The organism is Cryobacterium sp. Sr8 (assembly GCF_004403225.1).
In the GTDB taxonomy this organism is placed as follows: domain Bacteria; phylum Actinomycetota; class Actinomycetes; order Actinomycetales; family Microbacteriaceae; genus Cryobacterium; species Cryobacterium psychrotolerans.
In genome coordinates, this window is sequence record NZ_SOHO01000051.1 from 128,512 (window position 1) to 144,148 (window position 15,637).

The 15,637-nt window shown below is 69.1% G+C and carries 12 protein-coding genes; 6 read left to right on the top strand and 6 right to left on the bottom strand.

Annotated features, from left to right (window positions below):
* A complete protein-coding gene (locus E3T54_RS11400; protein ID WP_134475773.1) occupies nucleotides 1–3,117 on the top strand; it encodes an efflux RND transporter permease subunit in 3,117 nt (1,038 codons plus the stop codon).
* Between the two features lie 37 nt (nucleotides 3,118–3,154).
* On the opposite strand, the gene E3T54_RS11405 is transcribed toward E3T54_RS11400, so the two are convergent.
* Entirely contained in the window at nucleotides 3,155–6,388 is a 3,234-nt protein-coding gene (locus E3T54_RS11405; protein ID WP_198414476.1) for a beta-phosphoglucomutase family hydrolase, read from the bottom strand.
* 85 nt (nucleotides 6,389–6,473) lie between these two features.
* Here E3T54_RS11405 and E3T54_RS11410 point away from each other — a divergent pair, with 85 nt between their 5' ends.
* Together E3T54_RS11410 and E3T54_RS11415 are read left to right on the top strand one after the other, a co-directional pair.
* Nucleotides 6,474–6,974 carry a universal stress protein gene (locus E3T54_RS11410; RefSeq protein ID WP_134475774.1) on the top strand — a complete coding sequence of 167 codons (501 nt, stop codon included), beginning with the start codon at nucleotides 6,474–6,476 and terminating at the stop codon, nucleotides 6,972–6,974.
* A 45-nt stretch (nucleotides 6,975–7,019) separates the two neighbouring features.
* Complete coding sequence (locus E3T54_RS11415) at nucleotides 7,020–8,294, top strand: M18 family aminopeptidase (RefSeq protein ID WP_134475775.1); 1,275 nt, start codon at nucleotides 7,020–7,022, stop codon at nucleotides 8,292–8,294.
* A gap of 52 nt (nucleotides 8,295–8,346) precedes the next feature.
* Here E3T54_RS11415 and E3T54_RS11420 read toward each other — a convergent pair whose 3' ends face one another.
* A complete protein-coding gene (locus tag E3T54_RS11420) occupies nucleotides 8,347–8,802 on the bottom strand; it encodes a type II toxin-antitoxin system Phd/YefM family antitoxin (protein WP_092321195.1) in 456 nt (151 codons plus the stop codon).
* Nucleotides 8,803–8,993: 191 nt separating this feature from the next.
* On the opposite strand from E3T54_RS11420, the gene E3T54_RS11425 reads away from it, so the two are divergent.
* Nucleotides 8,994–10,445, top strand: coding sequence for an NAD(P)/FAD-dependent oxidoreductase (locus tag E3T54_RS11425; RefSeq protein ID WP_166804902.1), 1,452 nt, complete (start codon nucleotides 8,994–8,996; stop codon nucleotides 10,443–10,445).
* On the opposite strand, the gene E3T54_RS11430 is transcribed toward E3T54_RS11425, so the two are convergent.
* Nucleotides 10,442–11,125, bottom strand: a complete 684-nt coding sequence (locus E3T54_RS11430) for a Pr6Pr family membrane protein (protein WP_134475777.1) — start codon at nucleotides 11,123–11,125, stop codon at nucleotides 10,442–10,444. The two genes, E3T54_RS11425 and E3T54_RS11430, sit on opposite strands and share 4 nt — an antisense overlap.
* A 134-nt stretch (nucleotides 11,126–11,259) precedes the next feature.
* Between E3T54_RS11430 and E3T54_RS11435 the strand changes: the two genes are divergently transcribed.
* Nucleotides 11,260–12,225: a Pvc16 family protein gene (locus E3T54_RS11435; RefSeq protein WP_134475778.1), complete on the top strand. Its 966-nt coding sequence runs from the start codon at nucleotides 11,260–11,262 to the stop codon at nucleotides 12,223–12,225.
* 77 nt (nucleotides 12,226–12,302) lie between these two features.
* Here the strand turns inward: E3T54_RS11435 and E3T54_RS11440 are convergent, their stop codons facing one another.
* Together E3T54_RS11440 and E3T54_RS11445 are read right to left on the bottom strand one after the other, a co-directional pair.
* On the bottom strand, nucleotides 12,303–13,181 hold the full coding sequence (locus E3T54_RS11440) for a DUF429 domain-containing protein (RefSeq protein WP_134475779.1): 879 nt from the start codon (nucleotides 13,179–13,181) through the stop codon (nucleotides 12,303–12,305).
* 109 nt (nucleotides 13,182–13,290) lie between these two features.
* Complete coding sequence (locus tag E3T54_RS11445; RefSeq protein ID WP_134475780.1) at nucleotides 13,291–13,869, bottom strand: RNase H family protein; 579 nt, start codon at nucleotides 13,867–13,869, stop codon at nucleotides 13,291–13,293.
* Nucleotides 13,870–13,968: 99 nt separating this feature from the next.
* On the opposite strand from E3T54_RS11445, the gene E3T54_RS11450 reads away from it, so the two are divergent.
* Nucleotides 13,969–14,226: a MoaD/ThiS family protein gene (locus E3T54_RS11450; RefSeq protein WP_338419131.1), complete on the top strand. Its 258-nt coding sequence runs from the start codon at nucleotides 13,969–13,971 to the stop codon at nucleotides 14,224–14,226.
* An 81-nt stretch (nucleotides 14,227–14,307) separates the two neighbouring features.
* Here the strand turns inward: E3T54_RS11450 and E3T54_RS11455 are convergent, their stop codons facing one another.
* Nucleotides 14,308–15,207 (bottom strand): metallophosphoesterase, encoded by a 900-nt coding sequence (locus E3T54_RS11455; RefSeq protein ID WP_206751262.1) that lies wholly within the window; start codon nucleotides 15,205–15,207, stop codon nucleotides 14,308–14,310.
* Between the last annotated feature and the right edge of the window lie 430 nt (nucleotides 15,208–15,637).

Genomic DNA, 15,637 nt, shown 5'->3' on the forward strand with positions numbered 1-15,637 from the left:
ATGCGCCGCGTCATCGGGTTCAGCCTCAAGTTCCGGTCGGTGATCGTCGCGATCGCCGTCGGGATCATGCTGTTCGGGGGAGTCCAGCTGAGCACGGCCTCCGTGGACGTCTTTCCCGAGTTCGCGCCGCCCAAGGTGGAGATCCAGACCATCTGCATCGGCCTGACCGCCGAGGAGGTTGAGCAGCTGGTCACCGTGCCCCTCGAGGAGGCGCTCAACGGCGTCGAGGGCCTCGACGACCTGCGCTCGAAGTCGGTCGAGCAGCTGTCCTCGGTCGTGATGATCTTCGAACCCGGCACGGACCTCCTGACGGCCCGTCAAATGGTGTCGGAACGCATCGCCATCGTGGTCCCGACGCTGCCCACCTGGGCCGCGCCGCCGGTGATGCTCCAGCCGCTCTCGTCGACCAGCCGGGTCATGAAGATCGGGCTGACATCCGATGAGCGCTCGCTGATGGAAATGTCCATGATCACCTATTGGAAGATCAGGGCGCATCTGCTGCGGGTGCCCGGCGTCGCAAACGTGGCGATCTGGGGCGAGCGACTGCAGATGCTCCAGGTGCAGGCGGAGCCGGACAAGATGCTGGCAGAGGGCGTATCCCTGAACCAGGTGATGGATGTCACGGCGAATGCGCTGGACGCCGGCCTGCTGCAATACTCCCCGGGCGCCCTGATCGGAACCGGGGGAAGCATCGGCACCCCCAACCAGCAGCTGGGCATCCAGCACGTGTTGCCGATCGCGACGGCCGAGGATCTCGCGAACGTGACCATCGAGGACCGTGACGGGACGCCGCTCAAGCTCGGGGACGTGGCGACCGTCGTTGAAGATCATCAGCCGCTGATCGGCGACGCGGTGATCAACAACGGCGAAGGCCTCATGCTGATCGTGGAGAAGCTCCCCTGGGGGAACACCCTCGAGGTCACGGAGGGCGTTGAGGCCGCGCTCGAGGAGATGAAACCCGGGCTCAGCGGCATCGACATCGATACCGCGATCTTCCGGCCGGCGTCATTCATCGAGGAGTCTTTGGACAACCTGACCCGGTCGCTCCTCCTGGGCTGCCTCCTGGTGATGATGGTTCTGGGGGCCTTCCTCTTCCAATGGCGCACGGCGCTGATCAGCCTGATCGCCATCCCGCTCTCCCTCGTGTCCGCGGCGCTGGTGCTGTATCTGACCGGCAGCTCGATCAACACCATGGTCCTCGCGGGACTGGTGATTGCGGTGGGCGTCGTGGTGGACGACGCGATCATCGACATCGAAAACATCATTCGCCGCCTGCGGCAGCATCGCGCCTCCGGCAGCACGAGATCCACGTCCTCGGTTGTGCTGGAGGCCTCGCTCGAGGTGCGCGGCCCGATTGTCTATGCCACGTTGATCATTGTCGTCGCGGCCATCCCGATCTTCTTCCTCGAGGGGCTGACCGGGGCGTTCTTCAGGCCGCTGGCCATCTCGTACACGCTGGCCGTGCTGGCTTCGATGGTGGTCGCGTTGACCGTCACTCCCGCGCTGGCGCTGCTCTTCATGCGCAACCTGCCGCTGAAGGAACAGGAGCCGCCGCTCGTGCGGGTGCTCAAGCGCGGATACCGCACGGTTCTGAAACCGATCGTCCGGAGGCCCGCGGGAGGGTACATCGTGTTCGGCTCCCTGGCCGCAACGGGCGCCCTCGTTGCTCCGTTGCTCGGGCAGTCGTTGCTGCCGGACTTCAAGGAGCGGGACTTCCTGATGCACTGGGTGACCCAGCCGGGTACCTCGGTGGCCGAGGAATACCGCATCAGCAAGCTCGCCTGCCAGGAGTTGCTCACCATCGACGGTGTCAACAACTGCGGCGCCCACATCGGGCAGGCGTTCGCGGCCGACGAGGTCGTCGGCGTCCATTTCGGCGAGAACTGGATCAGCATCGACCCCGAGGCGGACTACGAGAAGACCCATGCCGCGGTCCTGGAAATGGTCGAGGGGTATCCGGGCATCCACCGGGACGTCCAGACCTATTTGAAAGAGAGGATCAGGGAGGTCCTGACAGGCTCGAGCAACGCGGTCGTGGTGCGGCTCTACGGCGATGACCTGAACCTCTTGCGGTCGACGGGCGATGACATCCTGGAGATCTTCGAAAAAATCCCCGGGGCGATCGACGAGCATGTGGCCCTGCAGGTCGACATCCCCCAGCTCAGCGTCAAGGTGGACCTCGAGAAAGCCCAGACCTACGGGCTGAAGCCGGGCGATGTGCGGCGCGCGGCGGCAACACTGGTTGCCGGCGAAGAGGTCGGTGACGTCTACCGGGGCGGCAAGGCCTACGACGTGCAGGTCTGGAGCCCGGTGGAGATCCGCTCCGACGTGAGCAGCATCCGCAACCTGCCCATTGACACACCCAGCGGAGAGCAGATCAAACTGTCCGACGTCGCAGACGTCAAGCTCATCGCGACGCCGAATGTCATTCAGCGCGAGGAGGGCTCCCGGCGCATCGACATCGAGGCCAACGTCGAGGATGGCACCCTCGGGACGGTGGTCGCGGCGATGGAGGCCGGGCTGGCCGACCTGGAGCTGCCGACGGGGTTCCACGCCGAAGTCCTCGGCGAGTTCCAGGAACGTGAAGCCGCCTCACGGCTCCTGCTGACGCTGGCGCTGCTGGCGCTGGCCGTGATCTTCCTCCTCCTGCAGGCCGCGTTCGGCAGCTGGAGGCTGGCGACGTTGATCATGCTGACGCTGCCGATCGCCCTGGTCGGCGGGGTCTTCGCGGCCTTCCTGGGCGGTGGGGTGCTGTCGCTGGGCTCGATCGTCGGATTCCTCACGGTGATGGGCATCGCCGCGCGCAACAGCATCCTTCTGATCAATCACTGCCAGCACCTCGAGAAGAAGGAAGGGGTGACATTCGGCCCCGAGCTGGTGCTGCGCGGCGCCGGCGAGAGGCTCTCTCCGATCCTGATGACCACGCTGGCCACGGGACTCGCGCTCGTGCCGCTCGTGGTCATGGGCAACCTCCCCGGCCATGAGATTGAACACCCGATGGCACTCGTGATCCTGGGCGGGCTGTTCACCTCGACCCTGCTCAACCTGTTCGTGGTGCCGTCCCTGTACCTGAGATTCGCCAAGTCGAAGGCCTCGCTCGTTCCCGCCGAACTGTGAGTTTGGCACCTTCCCGGGCACCACGAAGGTGCCAAACTCACAGTTCGGCGGAGGGGCCGAGCACGAAGTCCCGGGTTTCTCCCGGCGCGAGCATCGACTCGCGTCCCTCCACCCTGACCCGGATCGGCGTGGCACCGCCGGCGTGCAGCCTCAGGCGCAGGGTCGTCGCGGTCACCTCCAGCCGGATCGGCTGCTCCCGGTAGTTGATCGTGAAGACCACCCGCGCCAGCTCCGCGGGCAGCACCGGGTGTAGCCAGAGCATGTCCTCCCGGATCTCGAGCCCGGTGTAGCAGCGCACGACCATGTCCATCGAGCCCGCCATGGCCCCGAGGTGGATCCCTTCGGGAGTGGACCCGCCCTGGATGTCGGCCAGGTCGCTCTCCAGCGCCCGGGTCAGGAAGTCCCAGGACGCCTCCCGGTCGCGCCGGGCCTCCAGCCACGAATGCACGACATTGCTCAGGGTCGACCCGTGCGTCGAACGGGCGCCGTAGAACTCCACGGTGCGCACGATCGCCTCCGGCGGCAGCGCGTATCCCATCTCATGAAGCAGCTCGCGGAGCTCCTCTGCCGAGAAGAGGTAGAGCAGCATGAGCACGTCGGCCTGCTTGGACACCCGGTAGTTGTTCGTCGTGTCGCCCTCGGCCTGGAGGATCAGGTCGAGGCGGCCGATGGAGTCGTACCGGTCCGTGTACGCCTGCCAGTCGAACTCGGCCAGGTCTTCGTAGCCCTCGAACTGGCTGATCACGCCGTCGGCGTGGAAGGGCACGCGCAGCCGCCGGCCGATGTGCTCCCACCGGCCGACCTCCTCCGGCCGCAGTCGCAGACGGTTCCACAGCGGTCGGCAGTAGCGCCCCTCGAGCAGCGACACCGTTTCGATCGCGCGCCGCAGCACCCATGCGGTCATGACGTTCGTGTACGCGTTGTTCCGCAGACCCGAGCCGGGGGAGCCCGGGTAGCCGTCATGGAACTCGTCCGGCCCCATCACGCCCTCGATGTCGTACCGGTCTGCGGTCTCGTCGTAGCGGGCCAGGCTGGCGAAGAAGCGCGCCACCTCGAGCAGGATCTCCGCGCCCTGGCGGATGAGGAACTCCAGGTCGGCCGTCGACTGGTAGTGCTGCCAGACGCTGTACGCGAGGGCCAGCCCGACGTGCCGCTGCAGGTGGGAGTTGTCGGGCATCCAGGTGCCGCTGCGCGTGTTGAAGAACTCGGTCGGGGTCACCTCGCGCCCGTCGATCCCGCTCTGCCACGGGAACATCGCCCCCTCGAAGCCGGACTCCTTCGCGGCGGCCCTCGCCTCGTCGAGGCGCCGGTACCGGTAGCCGAGCAGGGCGCGGCTGAGGTCGGGGCGGCGGAGGGTGAGGATCGGGTAGACGAACAGCTCGTCCCAGAACACGTGTCCGCGGTAGCCCTCGCCGTGCAGGCCCCGGGCCGGCATCCCCGCGTCGAGGTCGGCGTCGACGGCGGCCAGCGTCTGCAGCACGTGGAAGGTGTTCAGGTTCAGCGCCAGCGACGCTCGCTCGCTGGTGTGCATGCGCACGGCGAACTCGTCCCAGAGGATCTGCCAGGCGCGCTCGTGGGCGGCGGCGAGCCGCTCGGGTTCCGGCAGCCGCCGCATCCACGTCGCCACGGCCCTGGCCGGCGAGGCGATCGCCCGGTCCCGGGAGGTGCCGACGATGACCGTCTTCTCCACCGTGACCGGATGCCCCGGCGCCAGGTCCACCTCGAACTCGTGGGCGACCCACCCCTCGTCGTCGTGGAGCAGGCGCGGGGAGAGGGGAATGCGGGCGCCCGCCCGGTGGGCGCGGGTGCGCGCGGCCATGGCGATGTGGATGCCGGACTGGTTCGTCTCCACCTCGAGCAGCACCGTCTCCCCATCGATGGCCGCCGCGGTGCGCGGGATCAGGTGCGAGCCGGTGAGCAAGCGGTCGGCGGCGACGTTCCGGTTGGCCACCCGGCCCTCCAGCGCGGACCGGATCGTGATCGGCCCCGACCAGTCTTCGGCTTCAAAGGTCGTGGTCAGCACGGCCAGGCGGGGCGCGGCCTGGGACACGAACCGGTCGGAGGTGACCGTCGTGGTGCGCCCGGCCTCGTCCCGGAATCGGATGACGCGCCGGAGCATCCCGCGCCGGAGGTCGAGCTCCTGCAGGTAGCTGATCAACTGGGAGCCGCCCGGGCGGAACCAGTCGTTTTCGGCCACCTTGAACCAGAGCGGCAGCCAGTTCGGGCCGTTCACCAGGTGCTCGTCCTCAACGCTCCGGTCGCCGAGCTGCGTGTGCACCCGGTTGTAGACGCCGGCGAGGTAGGTCCCCGGGTAGTGCACGCCGTCGGCGCCGGTCTCTGTGGCGGCTCCGCGGGTTCCCCAGTAGCCGTTACCGAGGGTGCAAAGCGCTTCCCGCAGCCCCTCCGTCGCCGGGTCGAAGCCCACGTAGCGCAGCAGCCACGGGTCGCTGCCGGAGTCACCGCCCGCCCACCCGGGGAACTCCGGCCCCGGTTCGCGCGGCAGGTCGGGGAAGCCCACGTCGGCCCCGTCGAGGTTGGGCATCCGCAGGTCGAGGTCGCGCAGGTCGAGCTCGCCCAGGTCCGTCACCACGAGATCGGCCCCTTCGGCCCTGAGCCGGTCACCGTAGCCGGTGCGGTCGACGCCGATGACGAGTCCGAATCCGCCGCGGGAGGCGGCCCGCACCCCGGCTTCGGCGTCCTCGATGACCACGGCGTGCCCGGGGGACACCCGCAGCAGCCGGGCCGCCTCGAGGAACATAGCCGGGTCGGGTTTTCCGGGCAGGCCCAGCCTCGCCGCATCCGTGCCGTCGACCCGCGCGTCGAAGAGCCCGGTCAGCCCGGCGGCCGCCAGCACCGCCTGGCAGTTGCGGCTCGAGGTCACGACGGCGGTCGGGATGCCCTGCCCGCGCAGCCGGCGGAGCAGCGCCACGGTGCCCGGATACCCCTGTACCCCGCCGCCGATGAGCTGCTCGAACAGCGCCTGCTTACGGTCGGCCAGCGCGGTGATCCGCTCCGGCGCCGCCTCGAGCCCGCGGGACGCCAGGAAGGCGCGGATGCCGTCTTCGCGCGGACGCCCGTCGACGTACCGCCGGTAGTCGGCGTCGGCGTCGAATGCCGGCACCGGGACGGCCGAGAGGAGCGGAAGCTGCTCGTCGAACAGGGCCTTCCAGGCGAGCGCGTGCACCGTCGCGGTGTCGGTGACAACGCCGTCCAGGTCGAAGATCACGGCTTCGCGCCCGGACCGCGGGTTCACGGACTCTGGCTCGCTCACGCATGCCCTCCTCCCGGGCGCTCTGCTGTGCCCATACTATTCAGGAGAAGCCCCGGTGCGGGGACTGGTAGGTGAGGAGACGCAGATGAGCAATCCAGGCGGAATCGACGCAGGGCAGGCACCGGAGCTCGAACCCGTGCCGGCCGGCAGCATCGTGGTCGGACACGACGGTTCGGATGGCGCCGACTACGCGCTGGGCCAGGCGGTGGAGCTCGCCGAACAGCTCCGGGCTCCCCTCGTGATCGTTCGCGCCTGGTCCATCGCGACGGCTCCGCGCCCCTCGACCTGGGAGTTCGGGTACGTGTCCTCCTTCGACGACTACTCCGCGGCGGTCCACGAGGAACTCGTGACGGATGCGGGCCGGGTCGCCGACACACATCCGACCGTGTCCGTGGACTACCGCGCCGTGCACGCCGACCCCGCGGCCGCCCTGATCGCCCTCTCCCGGGATGCCCGGATGCTGGTCGTCGGGTCCCGCGGACGGGGCGGCTTCGGCGGGGTGGTGCTCGGTTCGGTGAGCGAACGGTGCGTTCGGCACGCGGAGTGCCCCGTGCTGGTCGCCCGCCCCCGGCACCCGGCTGACTAGCCTCGGCGGGGCCGTCGCTGTCGCTCGGGGTGGTTGGATGGACCCATGACCTCGCCCCACGCGTACATCGACGACTTCGCCCGATTCATCACGGCCTCACCGTCGTCGTACCACGCGGCCGCCGAGGTCGCCCGCCTCCTCGACGCCGCCGGGTTCACCCGCCGCGATGAATCCGAGCAGTGGCCCGCTACGCCCGGCCGGCACTACATCGTGCGCGACGGGGCCGTCATCGCCTGGGCGCAGCCGGCCGCTGCCGGCCCGACCACCCCGTTCCGCATCCTCGGCGCCCACACCGATTCGCCCGGCTTCAAGCTCAAGCCGAAGCCCACGCTGGCCTCCCAGGGCTGGCTGCAGGCCGGCGTCGAGGTGTACGGCGGGCCGCTGCTGAACTCCTGGCTCGACCGCGAACTGGAGCTGGCCGGACGCCTCGTCACCCGGGACGGCGCCGAGCACCTCGTGCGCACCGGCCCGTTCCTGCGTATCCCGCAGCTCGCCGTGCACCTCGACCGCGAGGTCAACACAGCCGGCCTCACCCTGGACCGCCAGCGCCACCTCAACCCCGTGTTCGGGGTCGGCGACAGCTCGCAGGCCGACCTCGTCGGGCACCTGGCCGGCCTCGCCGGGCTGGAGGGGGCGGATGTCGCCGGCTACGACATCCTCACCGCAGACACCGCCGCCCCAGCCACGTTCGGCCGGGACTCCACCCTCTTCGCCGCCGGCCGCCTCGACAACCTCACCTCGGTGCACGCGGGCCTGCTCGCGCTCATTGCCGCGCCGGAGGACACCGGGCAGATCAGCGTGCTGGCCGCCTTCGACCACGAGGAACTCGGCTCCCAGTCGCGCTCCGGGGCCAGCGGACCGCTGCTCGACGACATCCTCACCCGCATCGGCGCCGCCCTCGGCGCCGACGTCTCGGACCGGCTCCGCGCGTACGCCGGCTCCTGGTGCCTCTCCGCCGACGCCGGCCACGCCGTGCACCCGAACTACCCCGAGCGCCACGACCCGGCCAACACGCCCATCGCCGGCGGCGGCCCGCTGCTCAAGATCAACGCCAACCAGCGCTACGCGACGGATGCCGTGGGCGCGGCCCTCTGGGCGCGCGCCTGCGAGCAGGCCGACGTGCCGTACCAGGAGTTCGTGTCGAACAACACGGTGCCCTGCGGGTCGACGATCGGGCCGCTCACCGCGACCCGGCTCGGCATCCGCACCGTCGACGTCGGAGTTGCGCTGCTCTCGATGCACTCGGCCCGGGAGATGTGCCACGTGAACGACCCGGTGCTGCTGTCCGCGGCGATCGGCGCCTTCTACGCGGGCGCCTGAGCCTGAGCCGGGCCGACGCGGCGTCAGCCGGGCTGACGCCGCGCGAGCCGGCTCAGCCGCCGAACGGGTAGCCGAGGTCCCGGTCGACCCCATGGCGCCCGTCGCGGGGGCCGGAGTCGGGCAGGGCCGGAAGCTGGTCGCCGTCGCGGGCGTAGAGCGAGGTGCGTTTCGGCGCGACCCGCCGGGCGGCCGGGCCCTCTCCGATGACCGCGACCACCGTTTCGGAGACGATCACGGCACCGGGAGCGTCTGGCGGAACGAGCCTGGCCACCGGATGTCCCGCCCGGGTCAGCACGACGTCCTGGCCGTCCGCCACCCGGGCGAGCAGCACGAAGAGGTGCAGCTTCGCGACCTCCACGCTCACCGTGAGGGTGTCCCATCCTTCGGCGCCGGGCCGCCGCGCGGGGAAGGGGTCGTACTCCTCGTCGCGGTCCACCCCGTGGCGCCCGTCGCGGGGGCCGGGATCGGGGAGCTCGGGAAGTTGGTCGCTGTCGAAGGTGTAGCCCATGGCGGGCTCCTCTCCACGGGTCGGTGCCTGTGCGGATGCCTGTGCGTGCGGATGCCTGTGTCAGACGGTACGCCGACTGCGCCGCGCCCGCCACTGGGGGTAGCTTTGAGTCATACCAGCGGCGCGGACCCGGAGCACCGAGGTCGGCCGAAACCAGCGGCAGCGGGCACAGTCAGGGAACGGGCACAATCATGAAGCGTCGGACCTTCCTCATCGGGTCGGCGTCCGGGCTGTCCATTTTCGCGCTCACCGCGTGCACCGGCCCGTCACCGGTGCCCTCCATCAGCCCGTCCCCGTCGGAGTCCCCGTCGCCGTCCCTCGTACCCCGGCCGCAGGCCATGCACCGCACTTCGTGGTCGAAGGATCCCTTTGCGCGCGGGTCGATGAGTTTCACGGCGGTCGGGGCGACGCCGGCGGATCGCACCACGCTGGCCACGCCGGTGCAGGACCGGGTGTTCTTCGCGGGCGAGGCCACGTCGGTCGAGCTGCCGGGCACCGTGCAGGGCGCCCGTGACTCGGGCCGGCGCGCCGCCCGGGAGGTCATGGCCGTCGCCGGCGCAGACGAGCGCATCGCTGTCGTCGGAGCGGGAATGGCCGGAATCACGGCTGCCGGGCTGCTCCGCGACGCCGGGTACGACATCGTCGTGATCGAGGCGCGCAAGCGCGTCGGTGGGCGGATCGCGACCGTCTCGGATCCGGACTGGCCGTTCCCGATCGAGCTCGGACCATCCTTCGTGCGCAACTCCACCGCGAGCCGGCTGGATGAGGACCTCGCCAGGGCCGGGGTGACCACCCTCCCGGTGCCCGGCGGTACGGAGACCCGCACACCGGCCGGCGACATCGCGCCGGTGCCGGCGGTGGGCCCCGATGCCGTCACCGAAGCCATCGCCTGGGCGGCCGGCCAGCCGCAGGACGTGTCCGTCGCTGTGGCCCTCGTCGAATCGGGGGCCTCCGACCTGTCCGACACCCCCGGCGAAACCGGCGTCTCCGAGGTCGACTGGCTCGATCACGCCGTCGCCGGCGAGATCCAGCAGCTCTCCGGCGCCGAGGCGGGGCTGGTCTCCGCGTGGTTCCCGCCGCAGGCCGGAACCGGCGACGACACCGCGGAAGACGGAACCTGGCAGGGAGACCGGATCGTGCTCGGCGGGTACTCCACCCTCGTGTCCGAAGCCGCCGCGGACCTCGACCTGCTGGCCTCCAGCGCCGTGCGACGGATCGCCTACACCGACGAGGGCGTCAGCCTGCGGCTCGAGACCGGCGAATCGCTCGGGGCCGACCGGGTGATCGTCACAGTCCCGCTCGGCGTGCTCAAGACCGACGCGCTGGAATTCGCGCCGCCGCTTCCGTTCGAGCACCGCGGGGCGATCGCCGCGCTCGGGATGGGCGTGCTCGACAAGGTGTGGTTGCGCTTCCCCGAGCCCTTCTGGGACACCGACGTCACGCTCTGGTCCGTCGTCGGCGGCGACTCCGGCTTCCAGGACTGGGTGAACCTCGAGCCGCTCACCGGCGAGGCGGTGCTGATGGGCGTGGTGGCCGCCGACGACGCCCTGCGCCTGGCGAAGCTCGGCGACGACGACTTCCTGGCGGCCGCACTGGCCAGCCTCGAGCCGTTCGCCCTGCCCGTTCCCGAACCGACCGGCTAGCCGGTCGGGCTCGTCCACCGGGGCGCCCAGCGGAGCCTCGTCAGGGCGATCAGGCCCGCCGCGACGCCGGTCATCAGGACCAGGGCGAGCGCGCAGTACAGCACGGTTTCGAGCGGGCCGCTGACCTGCACGGGGTCGAGGAAGAAGTACGGATACCAGCCGACCCCGGCCCCGCGCACCAGGGTGAAGACGCCCCACAGCAGAGGGTACACCACGATCCAGGCGAGGGGCCTCCAGGTCAGGCGCGCCTTCCCGAAGTCGAGCATCCAGTCCAGGAGGGCGAAGGCCGGGATCCAGAAATGCAGGAGCTGGCTCGACCAGGGAACCTCGATCGTGTAATCGCGGGTCGATGACTGGATGACGATGCTGAGGAAGACGATCCCGGACACCACCATGTAGCTCGTCACCAGCACCCGGAGGATGTCGAGCCAGGGCGGATCCACCGGGCGCCGGAACGCGATCCGGGCGGCCGTGAAGAAGAGGACGACCCCGGCGATGGCACTCTGCACCGTGAAGTAGCTGAAGAAGTTGCTGGTGACGAACGTGGCGAAGCCGAGCACATAGTCGAAGTCGCCCACGAGGGCCGTAATCAGGATCAGAGCCAACAGGATCCGGGCGACACCGACGATCTTGCGTACCTCCACGCGCGTTCGGCGGGGGCCGAACGTTCGCAGGGGCATGCTGCCACGCTACGCCCCTCCGGTCCGGGAGGGGGACGCCGGGCGGGACCCCGGGATTCGGGGGTCGACCGGCGCCGCCTCGCGGAGTAGCGTCGGAATAAATCACGGCGGACGCCGAAGGGAGCCGACCAGGCATGTCATCACTGACGAATTACGGCCAGGCGATTGCGGCCACGACCATGGCCATCCAGGAGTTGCTCGCGTCACGGCCGCTCAACCTGCAGGTCACCGCACGCACCCCGCATTCGACGCGGGTCGGCGTGAGCGGGCCGTCCATGAATCTCTTCCTCTACAGCGACGGCCTGATCAGCTATCGCGAGGAAACCGAGCGGCACGGCCAGAGCCGGATGATCGCGGAGCTCCACTACCTCGTCACCGCGTACCCCGGCGACGACGCCGACGCCGATGCCGCAAGCCACCAGGCCTACGGCGCCGCCCGGGCCGCCATCGAACGCCACCCCGTGGTTCCCGTGCAGGTCGCACCGGGCGACACCCTCCAGGTCTGGCTCACCCCGACGCCGATGACGGTGGAGGTGATGTCGGCCCTGTGGCTGGCGTTCGCCTCACCGCTCCGGCTGTCGTTTGGGATCATGGCCGCCTTCACCCTGGACGCCTCAGAGGGGCCGGTCGCGATCGGCACGATCCGGGACGTCGTCACGGCGTCGGGAGCCGGCAGGCTCGCCGTGTTCAGCGGGCCGGATGACTCGGCGAAGTCCGCGGGTGCGGCATCCGTCGCCCAGGCGCTCGGCAAGCCCGTGCTGCAGGTCCCGCTGGGCGAGATCGTCAGCGCCTACCTGGTCGAGACCGAGGGCAAGCTCGCCAGACTCTTCGCCCAGCCCGAGAACGCAGGTGGCGTGCTGCTGATCACGGAGGCGGACTCGCTGTTCGGCGTACGCCCGGAGGCCCTCGACATTCAGGACCCCTACGCCGATGTCGACGTGGCGCAGGTGCTCGAACTCCTCGCGCGTGCCCCCGGACCGGTGATCATCGCCGTGCGCGAGTCGATCGGTCCGGAACTGGCCGACCGGGCCGCGGTGGAGGTGCAGTTCCCGCCGGCCGACCCCGGGCCGGAGACGCCGGAGTCTCCGCCCGCCCCCTGACCGCCGCGCGCTCCACTCCCGGTTGAGTTGCGGAGAAATAACCTTCATTTCGCAATTGAAGGTACTTTTTCCGCAACTCAACGAGGAGCGAGCCGCGCCAGACCCGGTCCACCCAGGGCGGCGAGCCGGGCGAAGCTGGGATCGCGGCGCTGTTCGGGCCGTGCGGGGGCGATGATCGTGGCCCGGTGCCCGTCAACGGAAGGGGTGTCATCCGCCCCGAGCACCTGGCTTCGCCCGGCACCGTGCAGCCACCAGAGTGACGCGGTCCAGGCGCTGATCAGCGCGTCGATGAGGTCTTCGCGGTGCTTGTAGTCCCGGTCGAGCAGCGGGGAGCATTCGGTCACGAGCGTGTCGGTCAACGGATGCGACGCCAGGTTCAGCGGCGGCGACGCGTCGGCCAGGCGCCACATGCGTTCGATCAGGTCGTCGCAGACCAGCGCGCGGGCGAGGCGCCGGTCCTGGACCGGCAGCGCCACCCCCATCCGCTTGTAGCGCGGGCGCTTGTCGTCGTAGCCAAACTCCGGGGCGCCGACGAGGGTCGTGTACGGGTAGCACTCGAAGAAGGTGGGTCGGGCGGGATCCGGCTGCTCGAGGCCGTCCGTGTAGGTCCAGCCGGCGGCTTCGAGGCGCTTGCGCAGGGAGACGCCGCCCTGCCAGGGCCGGCCGAGATTCGACGCGTTCGCCGCGACGTGCCAGCGACCGTAGCGGCTGCCCGTTTCGCGTTCGCACAGGCGCATCCCGGTGGGGTTGTTCACGACCAACGGGGCGTCAATGGCCAGCACCGCACCCGGCTCGACCATAGACCCGATCCAGTCGAGCACGGCATCCGTACCCCTGGCCCAGCCGGCGTCGATCACCGTACCGGTTTCGTCGATGCAGGCCAGGCCCGTTTCATTGGCCGGGCGGGCGTCGCTGCCTTCGGCCCACGCCAGGTCGACCCCGAGGAAACGTGTCATAGCTATGGATAACACAGGCCCCGCCGGGGCCGCCCGGGATAGCGGAACGGAACGGCCGCCGATACAATGCGGGCGCGCGGTGCCCCGGTGCCGGGTGTCTCGCGCCGGCTCAGGTGTCGTCGGAGAACGAGAAGAGCAACGGCTGCGCGGTCACCGGCTGCGGGCGGGCCGCGCGCGGTGCGGCCGGTGCGGTGATGGTCCGCGGCGCGGGCCGTGAATCCCCCGGGCGCACCCAACCCGGCCCGGCCGGAACGGCGAGGTTGCGCTGGTAGGCCTCGGAGACCGCGCGGGCCCGGGCATCCGCGCCTTCGTTGAGCGGGTGGTTTGCGTGCCCCTTGACCCACTCGAACCGGTACCGACGGCCCACGAGCACCGCGTCGATTTCGATGAGCTGGTCCAGGTTCATGACGGGCTTCCCGTCGGCCTTGCGCCAGCCCTTGGCCTTCCAGCCGCGCATCCATTTGGTGACCGAGTTGATCACGTACTGGCTGTCGCAGATGACGAGCAGCTCGTCGTCGAGGTGCGCGGTGGCGCGGAACAACTCGAGCACGGCCTGGAGCTCACCCTGGTTGTTGGTGGCGTGCTTCCAGCCGCCGGCTCCCCAGCAGGAATCGTCGACGTACCAGGCCCACCCGGCCGGACCGGGGTTACCGAGGGCCGAACCGTCGGCAGCGGCGATGATCGTCATGCGAGCCTTTCCAGGTGGCCTGCCGGGGTGCAGGGCCTCTCCAGTGTGCCATCCCGCGAGGTCCGGATCGTCACACCCGCGTCGGTCTAGAGTGAGGATGTGACATCAACCATGAGCGTGCAGGTGCGGTATTTCGCGGCGGCGGCCGAGGTCGCCGACTGCGACGAAGAGACGGTTCTGCTGCCTCTCGGCGCGACCGTCGGCCAGTTGCGCGCCGAACTCTCGCACCGTCACGGGCCGGGCATGGAGGCCGTGATGGCCTCCGGATCGTTCCTCGTCGACTCCGTCGTCAGCCGTGACCCGGCCCGCCCGGTGGGCGCGCGGGTCGACGTACTCCCGCCCTTCGCCGGCGGCTAGCGCGTATCTCCGACAGCCTGACGAGCCGGGGATATCGCGCCGCGCGGGCCGGCTTGCCGTACTCCGTGGTTACGGAATGCGTCAGCGGGCGACGGCCGGTACGTCGAGCACGAGGTCCGGTTGACGGCCATAACCATCGATGCGTACCTTGTCCTCCTGCACAGTGACGACCGCATACGCGTTGGCGGGGTGCGCCTCTTCGACCATCCCCTTCAGCGTTACGTAATGGATTCCGTTGACTACTTGATAGGCGCCTGCGTGGTAATGACCGTTGATGTAGGCCACCACGTTGTCATGAGACTCCAACGCCTCCTGGATTGCTGGAGCGTCCCACGCATTTTCGGTGTGTCCTCCTTCGACGGGCATGTGACCGAAGACGATGGCCTTCTGCCCCTTTTCTTCGGCGTCGGCGAGGGTCTCATTCAGCCAGGTCATTTGCTCTTCACCCAGTGCGCCGTTCCACGTTTGAGCGTTATCCGCACCCTCGTTGCGTAGCCCCTCAAGTATTGCCTCGGCCTCTGTGTAATCTGCGGAGCCAGGCTCATTCGCGTAGAGCGATATGTCGTTATTGTCGAGCATGATGAAACGCCACTTCTGGTGGGTGACGTCGTAGTACTCGTTGGGCATATCGAGCAGCGAGACTGCTCTTTCACTCGACAATCCAGAAGGAAAGTCGTGATTGCCCAGCAAGTTGTATCGTGGACCCTCGATTTGATTCAAGATCGGAAGGATCGTATCGAAGCTCGCCGGATCGCGATCGATAAGGTCCCCGACCTGGACGGTGAAGTCCACTTTGGACTTGTTGATGGTCTCAGCCGCCTCGGCGAGTTTCTGCGTGGAATCGGCGTAGTACCGGGTACCCCTCGCGGGTCCGTCCCAATACTGGGGATCCGCGATCAGCCCGAACGAGAATGCTGCGCTGCTATTGGGAGCGGGCGAATCTTGCCGGTCCTGGTGCGCTGCGACTGCCGGGGCAGCCATCAGCGACAAACTGAGCGCTGTTCCGAAGAGCTTGGATAGGGCATGCATGGTGACCTCAGATATGTCTCGGGGCTTTTTTGGGGAACCACCCAATTGCACCAAATCAGACTTACGGCCGGTTTGACCTCCGATATATACCAAGTGAACGGGGCTGGAACAGAGTACGGACCGAGCAGCAACGCACGCACACGGACCCGACCCCGGCATCGGCCGCAAAAAAGAGATTAGGTCGGCGTCCAAGGGGGGCGGTGCCGATGGGTCGTTTCGATTGGTGAGGATCGCAGCCGCGGTCGTTTTTAGCCGGCGCGGCGCTCACTGGCTGATGTTGTTCCCACGGAGGTTGTGTGCGTGGCGTGAGCTAAAAAGGTGAGGACCTCCGGTATCGATTGGGTTACCACACTCAAGCCGATGCCACGGAGGCCCTCATCTC

Excerpts from the sequence above, each read along its gene's own strand:
- E3T54_RS11435 (WP_134475778.1), top strand. The coding sequence starts at position 11,260 with ATGTCATCACTGACGAATTACGGCCAGGCGATTGCGGCCACGACCATG.
- E3T54_RS11410 (WP_134475774.1), top strand. The coding sequence starts at position 6,474 with ATGAGCAATCCAGGCGGAATCGACGCAGGGCAGGCACCGGAGCTCGAA.
- E3T54_RS11430 (WP_134475777.1), bottom strand. The coding sequence starts at position 11,125 with ATGCCCCTGCGAACGTTCGGCCCCCGCCGAACGCGCGTGGAGGTACGC.
- E3T54_RS11440 (WP_134475779.1), bottom strand. The coding sequence starts at position 13,181 with ATGACACGTTTCCTCGGGGTCGACCTGGCGTGGGCCGAAGGCAGCGAC.
- E3T54_RS11400 (WP_134475773.1), top strand. The coding sequence starts at position 1 with ATGCGCCGCGTCATCGGGTTCAGCCTCAAGTTCCGGTCGGTGATCGTC.
- E3T54_RS11445 (WP_134475780.1), bottom strand. The coding sequence starts at position 13,869 with ATGACGATCATCGCCGCTGCCGACGGTTCGGCCCTCGGTAACCCCGGT.
- E3T54_RS11425 (WP_166804902.1), top strand. The coding sequence starts at position 8,994 with ATGAAGCGTCGGACCTTCCTCATCGGGTCGGCGTCCGGGCTGTCCATT.
- E3T54_RS11415 (WP_134475775.1), top strand. The coding sequence starts at position 7,020 with ATGACCTCGCCCCACGCGTACATCGACGACTTCGCCCGATTCATCACG.
- E3T54_RS11455 (WP_206751262.1), bottom strand. The coding sequence starts at position 15,207 with ATGGCTGCCCCGGCAGTCGCAGCGCACCAGGACCGGCAAGATTCGCCC.
- E3T54_RS11420 (WP_092321195.1), bottom strand. The coding sequence starts at position 8,802 with ATGGGCTACACCTTCGACAGCGACCAACTTCCCGAGCTCCCCGATCCC.